General features: G+C 69.9%; 8 protein-coding genes. 5 read left to right on the forward strand and 3 right to left on the reverse strand.

The genetic code is table 11. The features are described 5' to 3' along the window. Positions 1-14: 14 nt before the first annotated feature. Positions 15-1,613, reverse strand: coding sequence for a lipase maturation factor family protein (locus tag OXG83_12845; protein MCY3965916.1), 1,599 nt, complete (start codon positions 1,611-1,613; stop codon positions 15-17). 74 nt (positions 1,614-1,687) lie between these two features. Here OXG83_12845 and OXG83_12850 point away from each other — a divergent pair, with 74 nt between their 5' ends. The 5 genes from OXG83_12850 (at position 1,688) to OXG83_12870 (ending at position 5,825) form a co-directional block, all read left to right on the forward strand. After that, a complete protein-coding gene (locus OXG83_12850; GenBank protein ID MCY3965917.1) occupies positions 1,688-2,830 on the forward strand; it encodes an aminotransferase class I/II-fold pyridoxal phosphate-dependent enzyme in 1,143 nt (380 codons plus the stop codon). A gap of 9 nt (positions 2,831-2,839) precedes the next feature. After that, positions 2,840-3,739, forward strand: a complete 900-nt coding sequence (locus tag OXG83_12855; protein MCY3965918.1) for a CoA ester lyase — start codon at positions 2,840-2,842, stop codon at positions 3,737-3,739. A gap of 130 nt (positions 3,740-3,869) precedes the next feature. Continuing rightward, a complete protein-coding gene (locus OXG83_12860; protein ID MCY3965919.1) occupies positions 3,870-4,100 on the forward strand; it encodes an acyl carrier protein in 231 nt (76 codons plus the stop codon). Positions 4,101-4,170: 70 nt separating this feature from the next. After that, complete coding sequence (locus OXG83_12865) at positions 4,171-4,893, forward strand: 4'-phosphopantetheinyl transferase superfamily protein (protein MCY3965920.1); 723 nt, start codon at positions 4,171-4,173, stop codon at positions 4,891-4,893. Positions 4,894-4,916: 23 nt separating this feature from the next. Continuing rightward, the gene (locus OXG83_12870; protein MCY3965921.1) at positions 4,917-5,825 is read left to right on the forward strand and encodes an alpha/beta hydrolase; all 909 of its coding nucleotides are present in this window, start codon (positions 4,917-4,919) and stop codon (positions 5,823-5,825) included. On the opposite strand, the gene OXG83_12875 is transcribed toward OXG83_12870, so the two are convergent. Together OXG83_12875 and OXG83_12880 are read right to left on the reverse strand one after the other, a co-directional pair. After that, positions 5,792-16,027 (reverse strand): SDR family NAD(P)-dependent oxidoreductase, encoded by a 10,236-nt coding sequence (locus tag OXG83_12875; GenBank protein MCY3965922.1) that lies wholly within the window; start codon positions 16,025-16,027, stop codon positions 5,792-5,794. The genes OXG83_12870 and OXG83_12875 overlap by 34 nt on opposite strands. A gap of 93 nt (positions 16,028-16,120) precedes the next feature. Continuing rightward, complete coding sequence (locus OXG83_12880; GenBank protein MCY3965923.1) at positions 16,121-18,316, reverse strand: SulP family inorganic anion transporter; 2,196 nt, start codon at positions 18,314-18,316, stop codon at positions 16,121-16,123. Positions 18,317-18,721: the final 405 nt, after the last annotated feature.

An 18,721-nucleotide genomic window follows, 5' to 3' on the forward strand; every position in this document is an offset into this window, starting at 1 on the left:
CAACCGAACCGGGCTCATCGAGCACCGCCATCGACGGGATCCTGTGCGAAGGCTTCTCTCGCGAGTACAGGCGAAAGATCGTAGAGGAACTCACGCTGCCACCACGGAGCTCCGGTGCGTGGTTCGCTGAACGCGTAGTCGTAGAGGCGGAGTCGCACGTAGCGCGGGGGCTCCGCCGGGCGCGCAGCTTCGCCGAGCAGCCACAGAACCGCCGGTTCGCCCTCGAACAGCCGCTCGACGAAGGAACCCAGCCAGTCCGCTCCGGCCGGGTCCAGGGCCGCGAACCACATCTGCCAGTCGAGCCGCGGCATGTGCGGGAACGCGGCGCGGGGCGGACGGTTGAGGTCGCCGGGCTTGAACCGGAAGGCGAGTTCGCTCCAGGCCGCGCCGTCGGCGCTCGTCTCCACGACGATCTCCGGGCGCGACGTCGTCATCGCACGGAAGAGCCCGTAGCCGTTGATCGAGCGGAAGGGCGCGATGACCCCGAGCAGGGGAGCGGCGGGATCGACGAGGACCCGGCCGATGAAGTCCGCCGTGGCTGCCGCTGCCGGCGGGGTACCGGGTCCGCGCGGGAGGGAGCGGGTGAGCTCGCGCATGGAGGTCAGCAGACTCAGGAGGAGGATCACCGTCGCTACGGCCCAACGGACGCGGATCCCGGGCTTGACCTGCGGGCGACCGCCGCCCCCGGCAGCGGCGGCCTGCAGCCCCGATGTCCGCCTCCACCCGCCTACGGTCCCCGCGCCCAACCAGGACAGGCACAACACCGCGGTGAGCAGATTGAAGAACCCGTAGTTGCCGGTGGCCGCGATCAGAAACTGGAGCAGGAGCAGCACTCCCATTCCGGGCAGCCTCAGGCGCCGGAAGAAGACGAACCACGGTGCCGCCAGCTCGACCGCGAACATGACCAGCACCGACAGACGATGGAACCACTCCGGGAGGTGATGCGCGTACCAGCTCGCCGCCACGGGCAGCGGCTGGGTGAAGTAGTGGACGTCGAGCGCGGTCAGTTGCCACCAGGTGGAGTCCATGCTGAGCAGCTTGACGGCGCCCGAGAGGAACATCAGCTTGACCACCAGGAGCCGGAAGAGCCACATCCCCGGTCGGGCGGCCGCGGGACTCGGCGCAGCCTGGAACGCGGCGCGAACGGCCGCCGTGAGTCGCCGCGGTTCGGCGCCGGCCGGAGCGTCGTCGGGTCCCCGGAACGGCCATCCCAGGGGCGCCAGCACGACGGCGCACAGGGTCGCCTCCAGCAGCAGCGTGTCCCACTGGAAGGCGAGAAAGGTCTGGCCGCCCCAGACCAGTGACAGGTAGCAGATCCAGAGGGCAGCGAAGACCGGTGCGGTCACCAGGCCGGCGATGGCCAGCAGCGACAGAAGGACGCCGGCCGCGCAGAGCGCGTGGAGCGCGGCGTCGCCGGAACCCAACCAGAGCAGTGACGGGACGTTGACGAACCGGTCGAGCGCCCCGGCGCCGAGCACCCGTTCGAGGTAGACGAAGAAGTCCCGTGCAGGGAGAATGCCCCGCGATCCGACCAGGCCGTCGATCTGGACCCATAGGGAGACGAAGGCAACCAGGTGGACTCCGGCCAGGAGTCGCAGAAGCAGTCGCGGCACGGCATCTATCCTGCCCGAGGCGGTGGCATACTGCGGCGCCTGACGACGGACCGATCCGGCTGAGGGGAAGCACGATGGAGATGGAGACCTTCGATCTGGAGCGGCAGCAGTCGCTCTGGGAACACCGCGTCGACATCAATCTGAGCGAGAGCGGCGTCGAACCGCTGACGCTGGCCGGCCTGGCGGCGCTGGGGCTCGATCTGGACGGACTGCACTCGATGCCGCTCGAGTACATCCAGTCGAACGGCACGCCGGAACTGCGCGCGCAGCTCGCCGGGCACTACGCGGGGGCGACGATTGAGAATCTGCTGGTGACCACCGGCTCGGCCGAGGCGAACTACGTGGCCGTGCAGGTGCTGGTCGCACCGGGCGACGAAGTGGTCGCGATCGTGCCGAACTACCTGCAGGTAGGTCTGACGGCCCGTGGTCTCGGGGCGGTGGTGCGAGACATACCGCTGATCCCCGGCGCCGACGAATCGACCTGGTCGCTCGACTGGGACGCGTTCGAGGACGCGGTCGGCGAGCGGACGAAGCTCATCTACCTGAGTCATCCGAACAACCCGACCGGCCATGTGTTCACGCCGCCGGAACTCGATCGGATCGCCGCAGCCGCGGAACGGGTCGGCGCCTGGGTGCTGTCGGACGAGGTCTACCGCGGCGCCGTGCACGATCTTTTGCCCGGAGAGGAGACCCCCGGCATGTGGGGACGGGGTGAGCGCGTCGTCGCGGTCTCCAGCCTGTCCAAGGCATACGGCCTGCCTGGTGCTCGCCTGGGCTGGATGGCCGGTCCGCCCGAGTTCGTCGAGCGTTGTTGGGCGAGGCGGGACTTCACGACGATCGCCCCCGCGGCGCTTTCCGACCCGATCGCCCGTTTCGCAACCGAGCCGTCGAACCAGGAACGGCTGTTCGAACGGGCGCGGCGGATGATGCGCACCAACCGCGCGATCTTCCGCGACTGGACCGGCAGGCAGAACGGCGCGATCGGCTACCGCGAGCCGCGGGCCGGCGCCTACGGCTTCGTGCCACTGCTGGAGAACGGCCGTCCGGCCGACTGCGCCGCCTTCGCCGAACGGCTCCGCCGGAACCGCAGCGTCCTGCTGGTCGCGGGTCGCTGGGCCGGCATGCCGGGCTACCTGCGCTTCGGTCTGGGTGTCGAGCCCGAGGCCTTCGCGGAGGGCCTGCGCCGCGTCGAGCTGGAGCTCCGCAGCGCGAGCTAGAGTCGCTTCGTGAGCACCACCCGGCTTCGGCGCGCCGTCCACTTCGTTCCGGGCGGCAACGAGCGCATGCTGGCCAAGTCCCTGGGTCTCGAGGCCGACACGCTGATCCTCGATCTCGAGGACGCGGTGACGCCGGATCGCAAGGAGGACGTGCGCCGCGAGGTGGCCGGCTGGCTCAAGGCGACGGACTTCGGCCGCAAGGAGCGCGCCGTGCGGATCAACGACCTGATGACGCCCTGGGGTCGGGAGGACGTCGAGGTCACGATGGAGCATCCGCCGGACGCCTACGTCGTGCCCAAGGTCAGCGGCGTCGACGATGTGCTGCGGGTCGACCGGCTGGTCGCGCAACTGGAGCTTGCCCATGGCCACGACCTGGGCGGCATCGCCCTGATCCTGATCGCGACCGAGACCGCCGGCGGAGCCCTGAACCTCGCTCATCTGACCGCCACCAACCGCGTCTCGGCGCTGACCTGGGGCGCCGAGGACCTGTCCGTCTCGATCGGCGCGAGCCGGCGTCGTGACGAGCGCGGCGAGTACCTGGACGTCTTCCGCTACTGCCGGTCGATGACGCTGCTCGCGGCGCGAGCAGGAGGCGCCCAACCGATCGACAGTGTCTTCGTCGACATCGGCGACCTGGACGGCCTGCGGCTCGACTGCCAGCGGGCGGCGTGGATGGGCTTCGAGGGCAAGATGACGATTCATCCGAACCAGATCCCGATCGTCAACGAAGTCTTCACGCCGAGCGAGGCCGAGGTCGCGTCCGCCGCGGCACTGGTTGCCGCGTTCGCCGAGAACCAGGCTCAGGGCCGGATGGCCTTTCGCTACGAAGGCCAGATGGTCGACGCCCCGCACTTGCACCGCGCGGAACGAGTGCTCGACCGAGCCCGCCAGGCCGGTGCGATCAAGTAGGACGTGCCGGCGTTTGCCTCCAGAGTGACGTTTTGGTGTCGTTTCGGTGACAGAAGAGAGATCTTCTCCCTTCCGGTCTGGATCCGTAGTACGATCCGGCCCTTCAATTTCCAACCAGAGGAGCCTCGCTGTGAGTGCAACCGAATCCCGTATTCAAGAACTTGCCCGCCAACACCTCGACATCGGAAGAGACCTGGATCTCGATGCCGGTCTGCTTTCCTCCGACATCTCGTCGCTCGACGCGGTGGCTTTCGTGAAGAAGGTCGGAGAGGCGTTCGGCGTTGAGGTTCCCCCCGAGGAGGTTGCCAACTGGAAGAACCTGCGGGACTTCGCCGCGTTTCTCGATTCCAGCGCCGGTTGATCGCCGCCGGCGGCGGGGCCTGCCTCGATCCTCGAGTCGGTTAGGCGGGCTCCGCGCCGAGCCCTTCCCGGTGTCGAGTCGCACGATTCACAGGTCCGGTCGGGTCACGGTCGTGTACGTCGACCTCGGGCCTTGTCCCTCCCGGGAGCGAGAGGCCCTGACATGGCTTGACGGACCGGAGCAGGCCCGGCTGCGCCAGTTCGCGCGGTCCGGGCCGCGACGCGAGTTCACTCTCTGCCGCGCGGCGCTTCGAGCGTTGCTTTGCCGGGAACTCGACTGCGGCAACGAAGAGCTCTCCTTCGGTGCCTCCGATCATGGCAAGCCCTTCGCGCTGGTCGGAAGTCTCCCCGCGCCCGTCTCCTTCAACGTCAGCCATAGCGGCCGGCATGGCCTGATCGCGATCGCGCCACGGGGGCGCATCGGCGTGGATGTGGAAGACCGGAAAGCGCGGCGCGACATGGACAACGACATCCGCCTCCTCTTCGCCCCCGGGGAGCAGGCGGGACTCGCTTCCGCAGAAGGAAGCAGCAAGGCCGACCTGTTCTACAGCCTCTGGACCATGAAGGAAGCGCTGGTCAAGGCGGCCGGCGTCGGCCTGAGGATCGACACGACGAGCTTCGAGATTCCCCCGGCGATGAGTCGAGGCGCGACCAGTTGTCTCGTGCGCCTTCCCGTAACGCCCGCGGTCAGGTGGCGGCTGGAGAACCTCGGCAACCGAAGCTACGCCGCGGCGCTCGCCGTCGAGGACCTGTCGGCGGACGCCGCGGACGGCGGCGAGGCGCAGTTCGCATAGGCGAGAACGGAAGCGGTAGCCCGTTGACTGTCTGGGAAGTACCCGAGCCCCTTGCCGTGGACGAGGTGCGGCTCGACGAGGAGACGGTCACGACGGTACGCCGGCATGGCCGGCCGGACTCGGCGCTCCGTCTGGTTCTGAGTCATGGCAACGGCCTCGCCATCGACGCCTACTATCCGTTCTGGTCGCTCCTGGCGGACGAGTTCGACCTGATCGTCTACGACGTCAGAAGCCACGGCTGGAACGCCGTTGGTGAGCAGACGAACCACAACATTCCGGCGATGATCCACGATCATGACGTCCTCGCCGGGGCCATCGCGGAGCGCTATGGGGACAAACCGACTGTCGGCGTCTTCCATTCGCTGACGACGATTGTCGCCATTCTCTCGTTTTCCGATCCGTACTCGGCTCTGGTTCTCTTCGATCCGCCCTTCTGCAAGCCCGCCGCGAGTGAGGCCGAGTTCGACGACGCCGCCGACCGCGCGACGGCGCTGACCCGGCGCCGGGCAGTCCGCTTCCAGTCCGAAGAGGAGTTCTCGGACCTGCTCCGGTACTCCCCGGTGTGTGCCCGGGTGCTGCCGGGCGTGCGGGAACTCGTCGCAAGTAGCACCCTCAGGAGGGCTGAGGACGGCGAAGGCTATGAGCTCCGCTGTCCGCGGGAGTTCGAAGCGCAGGTCTCGGAGTACGTGAGGAGTTTTGCCCCGCTGCTGGACCTGAGCCTGCTCTCCTGCCCGACGAAGGTCATCGGGGCCGATCCGACGCTGCCGTACGCGTACCTGCCGAGCTTCGATCTCGCGCACATCCGGAACGTGGACTACGACTTCATTGCGGACTCGACCCACTTCCTGCAATTGGAGAAGCCGGAGGAATGCGTTGCCATGCTCCGGGCTTTCCTGGGTCAGACCGGGCTGCTGGGAGGGTCCACCCAGTGACGCCTGCGCTCGAAGGGATAGCCGGGCAGCGAGATCCGGCGGCGCGTCTCGCCGGCGAAGAGGCCCGCGAAGGACATCGGTAGCCCGGCCTCGTAGGCGGCGGCCGCGGCTTCGAGGAAGCCGCCGCCGGGGTGGCTCTCCGCGTCGTCGCCGGACGGCGGCCGCAGGCTCGCGAGCACGAGCGGGGCGCTGTTGGTTGCTTCGTCGCCGGCGGCTTCGGCGTCGGATGCGGGCCAGACTTCGGCGATCGCCGGAGCCACGGATGGTCCCGGGCTGACTTCCAGCACGACTTCGACTCCGCGGTCCGCCAGGGTCGCGGCACTTGCTTCCGGTGCGGCGGACTCGGCATCCCGCTGGAGCCAGAAAGAGGGGTCCAGCGCCTCGTTCGCCGCCAGCGGGCGACCGTCTGCGCCGCGGATCATCGTGAGGGAAGGGCGTTCGAGGACCACGGGTCTATCTGCTGCCGCCGACTCGCCCGCCGCGGCCGCCAGGCCGAGGCCGTCTTCCAGGCTGAAGATGCGAGCGGCCTGGGCCGCGGCGAACTCACCTGCGCCGAACCCGACGACGACACTCGGCCGGATTCCGATGCTCGACCAGAGGGCGGTCAGCGCGCATTCGAGCGCGTAGATGGCCGGACAGGCCCAGGCCGGGTCGTCGAGATCGCCCGCGGCGTCCGTTCGCCCGAACATGATCTCCAGGAGCGATTCGCCCCGTTGCTTCCGGAGCACTTCGTCGCAGCGGTCGAGAACGGCCCGAACCACCGGCTCCATTCGGTAGAGCGCTTCTCCCATGCCGGTCCACTGGCTCTCCCGGCCGGCGTAGACGAGGGCGACATTCGTCGCTGCTCGCGGCTCCGGTCCGCCGTTCGCTTCGGAGAGCGCCCGGAGACCAGAGGCGAGCGATGCACCGTCCCGGAACACGAGCGCGGCGCGGTGCGCGAAGTGACTGCGGCCGGTGCCGGCGGTCCACGCCAGATCGGACAGGAGCGGACCCGCGGCGCTGCCGTCGGACTCGAGGGCGCCGCCACGTCCGTCGACCCAGCCGAGGAAGCGGCCGGCGAGCGACCGCAAGGCGGTCTCCGACTTCGCGGAGAGCGGCAGGATGCGGGCCTGGCGTTCGCCCGGCTCGGAGTCGCCATCCGGCGCGGCGTAGCCCTCCACGACGACGTGCACGTTCGTCCCGGAGAACCCGAAGGCACTGACTCCGGCGCGAGCCGGACGGCCGTTCGCTGGCGGCCAGTGCGTTCGTTCGGACGTGACCCGCACGGGCAGGCGGTCCCAGTCCACGCCCGGGTTCGGCGTCTCGAAGTGCAGGTGCTTCGGAATGACTCCGTGGCGCATGGCGAGAACGACCTTGATGAGTCCCGCGATGCCCGCGGCCGATTCGAGGTGTCCCATGTTCGTCTTCGCCGTCCCGATCAGCAGCGGACGCTCGGCGTCCCGCTGGCGGCCGTAGACGGCGGCGGCGGCCTGCACCTCGATCGAGTCGCCGATCTCGGATCCGCCGCCGTGGGCCTCCAGGTAGTCGACATCGGCCGGTGCGATGCCGGCGCGGGACAGCGCCTCCTCGATGACCTGTTCCTGGGCGGGACCGCTCGGCATCGTCATTCCCGCGGCGGTGCCGTTGTGGTTGACGGCGGAGCCCCTGATCACTGCCCAGATTCGATCGCCGGCGGCCACCGCTTCGCCCAACCGCTTGAGGAGGACGACGCCGCACCCCTCGCCGCGAACGTAGCCCTCCGCCGAAGCGTCGAACGTGGCGCAACGTCCGGTCGACGTCAGCAGGCCGTGCTCGAGCAGGAGTTTGCTGAAGTTGGGAGAGAAGATCGCGTTGACGCCGCCGGCCAGGGCCAGGTCCACCTCGCCGCGCTCCAGCCCCGTGGCCGCGGCGTGGACCGCCGCGAGCGAGGCCGCGCACTGCAACTGGAAGGGCAGGGCAGGGCCCATCAGACCGAGCGTGTAGGCGACCCGTCCCACGGTGGTGCTGGACATCGTGCCGACGGAACCGCCGTCCGAGCCGCTCGCGATCATCAGGTCCCGGTACTCGCTCGCGTTCAGCCCGGCGAACACGCCGGTGCGGCTGCCCCTGAGATCTTCCGGATCGATCCCGGCATCCTCCAGGGCCTGCCAACTCGTCTCCAGCAGCATCCGCTGCTGCGGGTCCATCGCCTCCGCCGCGATCGGCCGGAGGCCGAAGAACCTGGCGTCGAACAGTTCGAGACCCCCGACATAGCCGCCCCAGCGATAGGCCGGGTGCTCGGCCTCGGGATCGCCGACGCGGTCGAGCCAGTAGTCGACCCCGGTGCGTCCCTCCGTGACCAGATCGGCGCCCGCCAGGAGCTGCTCCCAGTAGGTCGCCACATCCGGCGCGCCGGGGAAGCGGCAGGCCATGCCGACGATGGCGATGCCCTCCTGGTCCGTTTCGGTCGTCTGACGGCGGGGCTGTGCGACAGGCTTCTCGGGAACGCGGGGCGCGCCGGTGAGGCTTTCGATCTCGCCTGCCAGGTGGCCAGCGAGTTCCGCCGTGCTGGGGTAATCGAAGACGATCGTGTTGGACGTCGTGTACTCGCCGGCGAAGGCGCGGTTCAGCCGGTTCCGCAGCTCCACCGCCATCAGCGAGTCCATGCCCACGTCGAAGAAGCCGACGGTCGCCGAGGGCGGTGACGGGAGGTGCAGCACGGACTGCAGCTCCTGCTGGATGAAGGCCTCCAGCAGATTCCGTTTCTCTTCCGACGGCGCCTCCCGCAGTTGTGCCATCAGGCCGCTGGAGGCGGCCGGCTCCTCGGTCTGCCGGCGCCGGACCTTCCTCGTCGCAAGCAGCTCGTCGAAGAACGGCGGCGGTGTCCCGAACTCTTCGGCGACGATGGACCAGTCGGTCGCGGTGACCATGGGCGCGGTCACGTCCTGCCTGACCAGCCGGTCCAGCGCCTCGATGCCCTGTTCGGGAGTGATCCACTCCGCGGCGGTGTGGTCGAAACGTCTCCTGATCCTCTCCCTCTGCTCTTCCGCTTCCCCGATTCCCGACCAGGCTCCCCAGGCGATCGACTGGCCGGGAAGACCCAGAGCGCGCCGGTGGGCGGCGAGCTGGTCGAGGAAGGCGTTGGCGGCGGAGTGATTCGACTGCCCGGGGTTGCCGACCACGCCGATTCCGCTGGAGAACAGGACGAACAGGTCGAGCTCTCTGCTCCTGGTGGCCTGGTGGAGGTGCCAGGCGCCGAGGACCTTCGGCCACAGCACCTGCTCGAAGCGGTCCCAGGTCTGGTTCTCGATGACGCCGTCCGAGAGGACGCCGACGCTGTGGATGACGCCTCCGAGCGGCTTCGGACCTTCATCGATTCGGGCGAGCAACGCGTCGATGGCGGCGAAGTCCGTGACGTCGGCGATCTCCACTCGCACGTCCGCGCCGGCTTCGCGCAGCTCGCGGATGACCGCTTCGGCCTCCGGGTCAGGATTCCGACGGCCGTTGAGAACGACGGCGCCGGCGCCCTGCTCGACCAGCCAGCTGGCGACCGCGCAGCCGATCCCTCCGAGGCCGCCGGTGACGAGATAGGCGCGATCCGGCCGGAGACCACCCCTGGCGAGCGGCGGCATGCGGAGAACGTTCTTGCCGATGTGCCGGGCGGCGCGCATGGCGTCCATCGCCGATTCGATCTCGCAGAGCGGCCAGACCGTGTGCGGCAGAGGGGACAGTTCGCCGGCCGCGAGGCGATCCATGATCCGGGCGAGGGAGGCGCCGGCGCGCACCGGATCGGTCCGCTTCAGTTCATCCACGTCGAGGACGGAGTACACGACATCGGGACGCGACGCCGACATCTCCTGTTCGCTCCAGATGCCCCGCTTCCCGATCTCGACGAAGCGGCCGCCGGTGCCCAGACAGGCGAGGCTCGCTTCGATGAAGCCCTCGCTGGTCAGGCTGTTCAGCACGACGTGGACGCCCTCGCCGTCCGTCGCCCGCAGGATCTCGTCGCCGAACGCGGTCTGACGGCTGTCGAACACGTGGGCAACGCCGAGGGAGCGGAGGAAGGACTGCTTGGCGGCGCTGGCGGTCGCGAAGACCTCGGCGCCGGCGGCCTGAGCCAGTTGAATCGCGGCGAGGCCGACGCCGCCGGCCCCCGCGTGGATCAGCACGCGCTCGCCGGCCTGAAGATCCGCCGTCCGGAACGCGAGCTCGGCGGTGACGAAGCAGATGGGCACGGTCGCGAGGGCGGACGTGGAGTGCCCGGCGGGAGCGGGCGCGACGAGCGCCGCATGGGTGACGATCTCCGGGGTGAAGGAACCGAATCCCATCCCGGCCACCAGGTCGCCGGTCGCGAGGCCTTCGACCTCTTCGCCGGTCTCCACGACGCGGCCGACCAGTTCGCGGCCGATCTCGCCTCCGGTGGACACCGCGCCGATGCTCATCAGCGCGTCGACGAAGTTGAGGCCCATCGCCTCGACGGCGACCCGGACTTCGCCGGGTGCGAGATCGGGCCGGGGCCGGGGCTTCGCCCGGAGGGTGGTCAGGCCGGCCTCCGGATCCTCGGGGCCGACGACCCAGTCCGGGTCCTCCGGCAGGGCGAGACCCGAGTCGTCGGCGCCGGGCCGGATCAGGCGCGCGGCCCGGCGGACGCCTCCCCGGTGGGCGATGAGGGTCTCGGAATCGGCGAACAGGAGGTCCTGGGCGAGTTGCGAAGCCGCCGGCGTTTCCGCTGAGGGGTCGAGGTCGATCAGTCTCGGCTGAAGGTGGGACGCCTCCCAGGACATCGTCTTTCCGAAGCCCCAGAGGGCGGCGCCGGCGAGTTCGCCGGACGTTCTTTGGAGGAGGTCCTGCTCGAGGACCTGCGCGCCGCGGGTCACGAACCAGACACCCGCCGTCGGGCCGACGCCGGCGTCGATAGCGCCCTGCGCGAGAGCCAGCGCGGTGGACGCGGCTTGGGTTACGTCCTCCGCCATCTCCTCCGTGGTCGCCGACGCTCCATGTCCGTCCAGGGCCAGGAGGTGGACGAAGCCCCGGAGCGGCGGCTCCTCGGGCAAGCCCTCCAGCAGGGATCGCCAGGCTTCGCGGTCCGTGAGTTCGAGGCCTGCCGTCGTGACACCGGGAACCTCGGCCGGGGGAGCCGCGGCTTCGCCTTCCGCGCGGACCAGAAGAACCGTCTGGTCGCGGGAGGCCAGCTCGGCGGCGAGTCGCTCCGCCGTGCCGGCGCCATCCGCGGCGACGATCCAGGCGCCGGGCGCCGGGGCGACCTCGGCGGGACCCCGGGCGAGGATGACGCTCGAACCGAGGTGTTCGTCGGTGTCCGGATCGCGGGTTCCCAGGAACTCCACGTCCGAGAAGCCGGCGTCAGCCAGTGCCCGGCGCCACTCGTCCGGCCTGGCGAAGGCATGCTCCGCCCGATAGGTGTCGGCGAAGCGCCACCATCCGTCCAGGAGCCCGAAGGTCAGGTCCTGCCAGGTGCGGTGGCGCAGACCTTCGAGGGCGACCAGTTGACCCGACGGGGCGAGCATATGGCGGCAGTGGGACAGCGTCTCGCCCAGGTCCCGGGTTGCGTGGAGCACGTTCGCTGCGATGACCAGGTCGTAAGCGTGAGCGTCGAAGCCCTGTGCCGCCGGATCCGCCTCGATGTCCAGGCGCCGGTACTCGATCGGCGCGCCGGTCGCGGCGAAGCGTTCTTCGGCCTGCGAGAAGAAGCCCGCCGAGATGTCGGTGAACGTGTAGTCCATCCGGTCGGCAGGCAGGCGCGGAAGAACCGCCTCGGTGGCGGACCCGGTCCCCGCCCCGACTTCCAGTATCCGCAGCCGGCGGTCCTCCGGCAGGCCCGCGACGGCCGCCTCGACCGCGTCTCCGAGCATCCGGTTCGCGGAGCGGTTGGCCGGCGCCTGGAGGTACACGCCCGCCGCGCCGGGCCCTTCGTCGCTGAACATCAGCGTCATCGGATCCGTGCTTCCCTGGAGCACCCCGGCGAGAGCCGGGCCGCAGCGGCAGAGCAGGCCGAGTTCGTTGGAGCCGTGGGGGTGCTTGTCCCGAAGCCTCTCGGCGAGAGTCTCGGGGTCCGCCAGGGCTTCGTCCGGGAGCGGGTCGCCGGCTCCGACCGTCACGACATAGCCTCCGTCGGAGGGGCTCAGGATGCCCGCCTCGGACAGGATGGCCAGGAGCCGGCGGAAAAGGCGACCGTGTTCATCGACGACGTTCAGTTCGCGGCGAAGATCCTCGGGGGAGACCTCCGCCTCTGCCCGGCGCTGCCATCCCAATCCCTCGAGCGCCGAGAGGACGTAGGCCTGGGACAGCCGCTCGAGGTCCCGGAGCAGGGTGACCCGGTCCGCCGCTTCGACATCGCGATCCGCCAGGTGCTCGGCGAGGGTGCGCGACTGGTCGGCGACCATCGCCGGGCTGCTCAGGAAGTCCGCGGCCGGCAGGCTTCCGTCCAACGGCTGCTCCCGCCAGGCGACCTCGTACAGGAGATCCTTCATCCCGGCCCTGGCCGAGAGGAGGGCGCCGCGGGTGGCGCGCTTGACCGTGAATCCGAACAGGCCGCCGAGAGGGGCGCCGTCCGTGGAGTAGAACCGGACGTCCCCCGTCACGACCTCGGGCGGCTCGGAAGATGCGGTGTCCTCTCCGTTCCGCGCGGCGGATGTCCTCACGGTTGCGTGGCAGAGGAGCCTGGTCGGCATCGGTCCCGCCACCCACAGCCTCTGCCAGCCGAACGGCATGTACACCGCACCCTGCTCGGAAACGGTGTGGTGGCGGGCCAGCGACAGGACCTGGAAGCAGCCGTCCAGCAGCAGGGGATGCAGTTCCATCCCCGTCGCGTCGACCGAGTCGTTGAGCGCGAGTATGGCCAGGGACTCACCCTCCGTTGCCCAGGCGGACTCGATCGTGTGGTAGGACGGGCCGAGGTAGATGCCGGTCGCGGACCGCATCGCGTAGAACTCGACCGGATCCTGGGGCGTCAACTCGGCCTTGAGCGCTTCCACGTCGAGCGGCGGAAGCGGTTCGACGTCCGGCCTTCCCGAGGAGAGTCGACCCCCGGCGTGAAGGGTCCAGCCCTCCTCGCCCTCTCCCTTCGTGAAGATCTCGAAGGGGCGTTCCGCGAGGTCGTCCGAGCCGTCCAGAACGAACTGCAGGGTGCGGCCTCCGCCGCCCGCTCCGCTTTCGGGATCCTCCTCGTCGAGCATCAGCGGGCTGTAGATCTGCAGTTCGTCCACGACCGCCGGGCCGTCGCCATGGCTCAGCGCCACCGAGACCGCCATGCCGCCGTGGAGCCCGCCGGGGACGACCACCTGCTCGTAAACCAGGTGATCCAGCAGCCACGCGGGATCGGAGGCGAACACTTCCGTCTCGAACATGACCTCGCCGCGGGGCGATTCGTGGCGGACGCCGAGCAGCGGATGTCCGTCGGCCTTGTGACGGCGCTTCGATGTCCGGACCCAGTGCTGGATCCGCTGGAACGGATAGCCCGGCAGGGTGATCCGTCGCCGCGCCTCGCCGGCGAACAGGCCCTCGAACTCGATGTCGAGGCCCGCCTCCCAGGCGCCGGCGACGGCCTCGGTGAAGCCGCCGCTGGTGTCGATGGGCGGCTCCTCGGCGTCGCGGGGCGGACGCCGCAGACTGGCGAGAACCGGCGGGGATCCCGCCGGCGCCGACGCGGGCCAGATCATCGAGACGACGGGCCCCAGGACGGCGTGGGGGCCGATCTCCACGACCGCATCGACTCCCATCTCCGCCAGGGTCTCGACGCTGGCCCGAAACGCCACCGGCTCGCGGGCGTGGCGACGCCAGTACGCGGCGTCCATCCGGTCGTCCGGGTCGAGCAAGCGGCCGGTGATGTTGCTGACCAGGGGGACGGAGGGAGCCGGAGGCGAGGGCGCGATCTCGTTGACGGCGGCTTCCAGCTCGTCCAGGGCGGGTTCGATCAGGGCGCTGTGGTACGCGGGACTCCGGCGCAGCCGGTGCGTCTTGACGCCCTCGGCTTCGAAGCGGCCGAGCACGGCGTCGAGTTCGGCGGCCGGCCCGCTCACCACCTGCTGCGCCCCATTGTCGACGGCAACCGAGAGGTCCGCGTCGTTCGAGCCGGCGTTGTGCTCGGTTACCGTTTCGGCGACGCGGGAGGCGGGGGCGAAGACGGCGGCCATTGCGCCGTCGGCGCGCGTGGCGCCCATCAACGTGCCGCGCGCGGCGGCGTAGCGAAGACCCTGCTCGAGGGTGAAGCCGCCCGCGGCCCGCGCCGCGGCGATCTCGCCCAGGCTGTGGCCGACGACGACGGTGGGCCGGACGCCCAGGCTCTCCCAAAGCGCGACCAGCGCGCACTCCAGGGAGTAGATGGCGGGCTGGGTCCAGGTCGGTTCGTCGAGCAGGCCGTCGGTCCCGTTCTCTCCGAACATGACGTCCAGCAGCGAGACCTCGCGATCCTCGGAGAGCAGCCGGTCACAGCGGTCGAGCACCGAGCGGAACACGGGCTCTCGTTCGTACAGGGCCCTGCCCATTCCGGGCCATTGACTGGCCTGGCCGGTGAAGACGAAGGCCACCTTCTGCGCTGCGCGGGGTGGGTCGCCATCCTGGCCAGCGGCCAGGTCCTCGAGTTGCTGCCGGAGCTGGGCGCTGGCTCCCGGGTCGCTGAAGACGAGGCCGGCCCGGTGCGCGAAGTGGCTCCTCCCGACCGCGGCCGTCCAGGCCAGGTCGGAGAGTTCCGGGTGCGTCTGTTCGTCGAGCCAGGACAGGTAGCGTCCGGCCGTTTCGCGAAGGGCCTCGGGCGACCGGGCCGAGAGCGGCAGGAAGCGGGTTTCGCGAAGCGCCGGTTCCTCGCCCGGCTCCGTTCGGCCGTTGACGGGCAGGCGGAGGCCAGTCGGAAAGGACGCACGGGCGGCGCCGGCCTCGGCCTCCAGCTCGTCGTAGCCCTGCACCAGCACGTGGCCGTTGGTTCCCGACCAGCCGAACGAGTTGACGCCGGCCAGACGGGGCCGACCGGCGTGGAGGGGCCAGTCCGTCATCCCGTCGGTGACGCGGACGGGCAGGCGGTCCCAGTCGATGTTGGGGTTCGGGTTGCTGAAGTTCAGGTGACGGGGAATGACCCCGTGCCTCATCGCCAGGACGGCCTTGATCAGGCCGGCGACGCCGGCGGCGGGTCCGAGATGTCCGATGTTCGTCTTGACGGAACCGACCAGCAGGGGGTGTTCCGCGTCGCGCTCGCGTCCGTAGACGGCCGCCGCCGCGTTCAGCTCGATGGGATCGCCGACGATGGTGCCGGTGCCGTGGGTCTCCAGGTAGTCGACGTCGGAGGGGGAGGCGCCGGCACGCTTCAGGGCCTCCTCCATCGCCTTCTCCTGGGAGGGAGCGCTGGGCACGGTCAAGCCCTGGCTGGCGCCGTCCTGGTTGACCGCCGAGCCGGGAATGACGGCCCAGATCCGGTCACCGTCCGCCTTGGCGTCGCTGAGGCGCTTGAGGACGATCAGGCCGCAGCCCTCGCCGGAGACGAAACCGTCGGCGGCCGCGTCGAAGGTCCAGCACTGGCCCGTGGGCGACAGCATTCCCGCGTTGGCGCGCAGCTCGAGCGGCCGTCCGGCGAACTGGGCGTGGACGCCGCCGGCCAGAACCAGGTCCGCCTCGCCGCGCTGGAGCCCGGCCACGGCCTGGTGGATGGCGACCAGCGAGGATGAGCAGGCGGTGTCGATCGCCATCGACGGCCCTTCGAGGCCGAGAACGAAGGAGACCCGGCCGATGGCCGTGTTCAGCGCGTTGCCGGTGGCGGCGTAGAGCCCGGCCGCGGCCTCGCTCGTGCCGGGATCCGAGATCGCCATGTCCCGGTAGTCCATGATGCTGATGCCGGCATAGACGCCGGTGCGGCTGCCCTTGAGGCTCCCGGGGTCGATGGCCGCGTCCTCGAGGGCCCACCAGCTCACCTCCAGCATCATGCGCTGCTGGGGATCGAGCATCTGCGCCTCGATCGGTGAGATGCGGAAGAACTCCGCGTCGAACAGATCGAGGTCCTCGACGTACGCCCCGAATCGGATGGCCTCGTTGCTGGCGGCGAACTGGGGGAACTGCCGCCCCGGGCGCCCGATGACGGAGCCGGGCGGGCCCTCCACGACCGCGTTCTCGGCGGCCAGGAGCTGTCTCCAGTAGCCGGCGAGGTCCTTGCTGCCGGGGAAGCGGCAGGCCATGCCGATGATCGCTACCGGCTCTTCGCGGGGCGGGCCGTCCGGAGAACCTGGGTGGTGGGTGTTCGACATTGAGCGGCCTCCAGTCGCGTGGAGGACACTCTATTCACCTGGAGGGTCGCAATCTAGGAGCTTGCGTCGCGCGCGCCGGTTGCGCGAGGCGTTTCAGTCGGCCGTTCGCGCGCCGGCATTCAGCAGGTAGCGGTACAGCTTCGCCGTGAGCTTCGGGTCGCTCTCCTCGAGCAGCCGCAGGGCGGAAGCGGTCAGCGTCGCTGTCGTGCAGGGCTCGTCGGCGACGACCGCGGCCGCCGCTGTCGGGGCGGCGACGGGCGCCCGGGGCTCGACCGCGTCGCCCGGCCCCAGTTGGCGGCTGCGCGCGCCGGCTGCGTCGAACACGGAGGCCCGTCCGGCGGTGATCAGCTGGAGCGTGTCGTTCGACTCGCCGGCGGCAAGGAGAGTTTCGCCCTCGGCGTGCTCCCGGGTGTCCAGCCAGTCCCGGAGATCGCCGACCAGCTCCTCGAAGAGGACCTGCCGGTCGAGGTGACGCTCCATGTCGGCGCCCACGGTCTCCAGCAGGGAAGGCTCTCCGCCTTCCGCGTCGTCGGGCGGCTCGTAGGAGGAGATCAGCACGTCCTCGCAGTGTTCCAGCGCCTGATCGTCATCCGGAGCGAAGACGACGCTGCCGAACACCGGCGGCGGCAGGTTCCGCTGCAGCTCCTTTTCGAGCGTGGCGGGGGCCCTGCTCATGACCACCCGGGTGCCGGCGCGGCGAGCGGCCAGGATGAAGCGGCACATGGCGCTGACGGTCGAGAAGTCGAGGCCGGATACAGCCTTGAAGTCGAGCACGATGCACACAGGCCTGGGCTCTTCGCCGAGTGACCCCTGGAGCCGGTCCGCCAGCGGATAGCCGGCGCCGAAGAAGATGTAGCCCCGAAGCCTGTAGCCCCGGACCCGCGACCCCTCGGCCCGCAGGATCGCCCGGTCCGGTATCGGGCGGACGCGATGGCTTCGCTCGTCCCGCAGGGAGAAGGTTGCGTCGACGACGTCGACCCGACTCAGGCGCACGACGAAGAAGAGGATCGTGATCAGCATGCCGATGGCGACGCCTTCGAGGAATCCCAGGGCCAGGATCGTCACGAAGATCACCAGGATGATCGCGTAGTCGCTCAGCGGCAGGCGCTTGCGGACCTTCAGCAGCCACTGGTCGAGCAGTGCCACGCCCGTGAACAGCAGGACCCCGCCCATGAGCGGCACGGGCACGAGTGTGAGCAGGACGTCGCCGAAGATCAGCGGCGAGGCGGTCACCACCGCCACCGCGATGCTGGTCGACTTGAGGCCGGCGCCGAGCATCAGGTTGCGAAGAGAGGTCGGAACGACGTACGTGCCGGGCGGCGCGCCGCCGAGACCGGCCGCCAGGCTTCCGAGTCCGACGGCGCCGAACTCCCGGTTCCAGTCCAACTCGCGACCGGACGCCAGCTCGATGCCGCCGATGTACAGGGCGGTGCAGAGCAGGGTCACCAGGATGAGTACGAGGATGTTCGGAATCTGAGGGCCGACCGCGCTCCAGTCGATGCGCGCCGCATCGTCGAGTGCCATGGGAGGCCACAGGTCCGATCCCGAGATGCCCGCGAACAGGAGGCCCCTGTCCTGCGCCTCCTGGGTCGAGACACCGAAGCGCGCCATGCCGAAGTGCAGGAGGCCCGTGCCGGCGATGAAGCTCCCCGGCATCAGCAGGGGGCTGGGCCAGCGGCGGCTGGCGAAGTACAGGCCGAGGCCGTAGGCGACGCCGACGCCCCAGTTCGTGACGACGAGCGGATCGAACAGCGATGCGAGCGCTTCGGCCTCGAGCCGCACGCCCATGAGCCTCAGAGCCACGACGCAGGCGAGTCCGCCCGTGCCCGCGACGAAGCCGGACGAAACGGGGTAGGGAAAGAAACGCACGAGGTTGGCGAGGCGGAAGCGCTCGATGAGGAGAGCGCAGGCCGCCGTCGCGACCGAACCCACAACGATGATCGCGACCATGGTTGGCAGCAGCTCGTCACGGGTAGCGGTGAGCGAACCGCCGATCACCCCGAGGGCGATCATCGTCGCCATCGTGGGCCCGGCGGCGGCGCCCGCAAAGCCGCTTCTGAGCCCGGTCACCACGCAGGCGGCGGCGGTGCCGAACAGGATCAGCCCGATGCCCTGGGACAGGTAGGGCGCGAGCTGTCCCGAGAAGGCCAGGCTCACAAGGGCCACCTCGCCGATGATCAGACTGATGCCGGAGACGAATCCGACCGTGAGCACGGTGAACGCCTTTCGGAGTGCCGCATTCGACGCAAGGCCGGCCTGCAGCCCTCTCCCGGGGGGTTCTCCAGTCATCTCGCGCGCACTTCCCTCCGCAGACTACCCAACTGGAAGGACCGTGCGCGCGCACCGGCTGGACAGCTTCGGGACGTCGCGTCAGAGTTCGTGGCTTGAGGGGAAGATCGCAGAGGAAACTGGCGGCGTGGGCCGCGTTGGTGCCAGTCGCCGGCGTTGGACTAACTGGCTGTGGTCCGCGCGCAACGCCAGTTGAAGTAGTCGATCTGGTCGAGGAGTTCCGGTACGCCGAGGTCAGACGGGAGCGGCCGCAGATCGACCTGGGAACCCCCTCAGCGGCTGCTGCCCTGGTCGGTGGCTGGTCCTGGAACGAAACCGATCCCCGGGGGGCCACGTTCGTATGGGCAGTCGGGCCGCGTTCCGAGGTCGGTGTGTTTCTGGCGTGGGCGCGGGAACTGGAGGTCC

It is taken from the genome of Acidobacteriota bacterium, from assembly GCA_026707545.1.
GTDB lineage: Bacteria > Acidobacteriota > Thermoanaerobaculia > Multivoradales > Multivoraceae > Multivorans.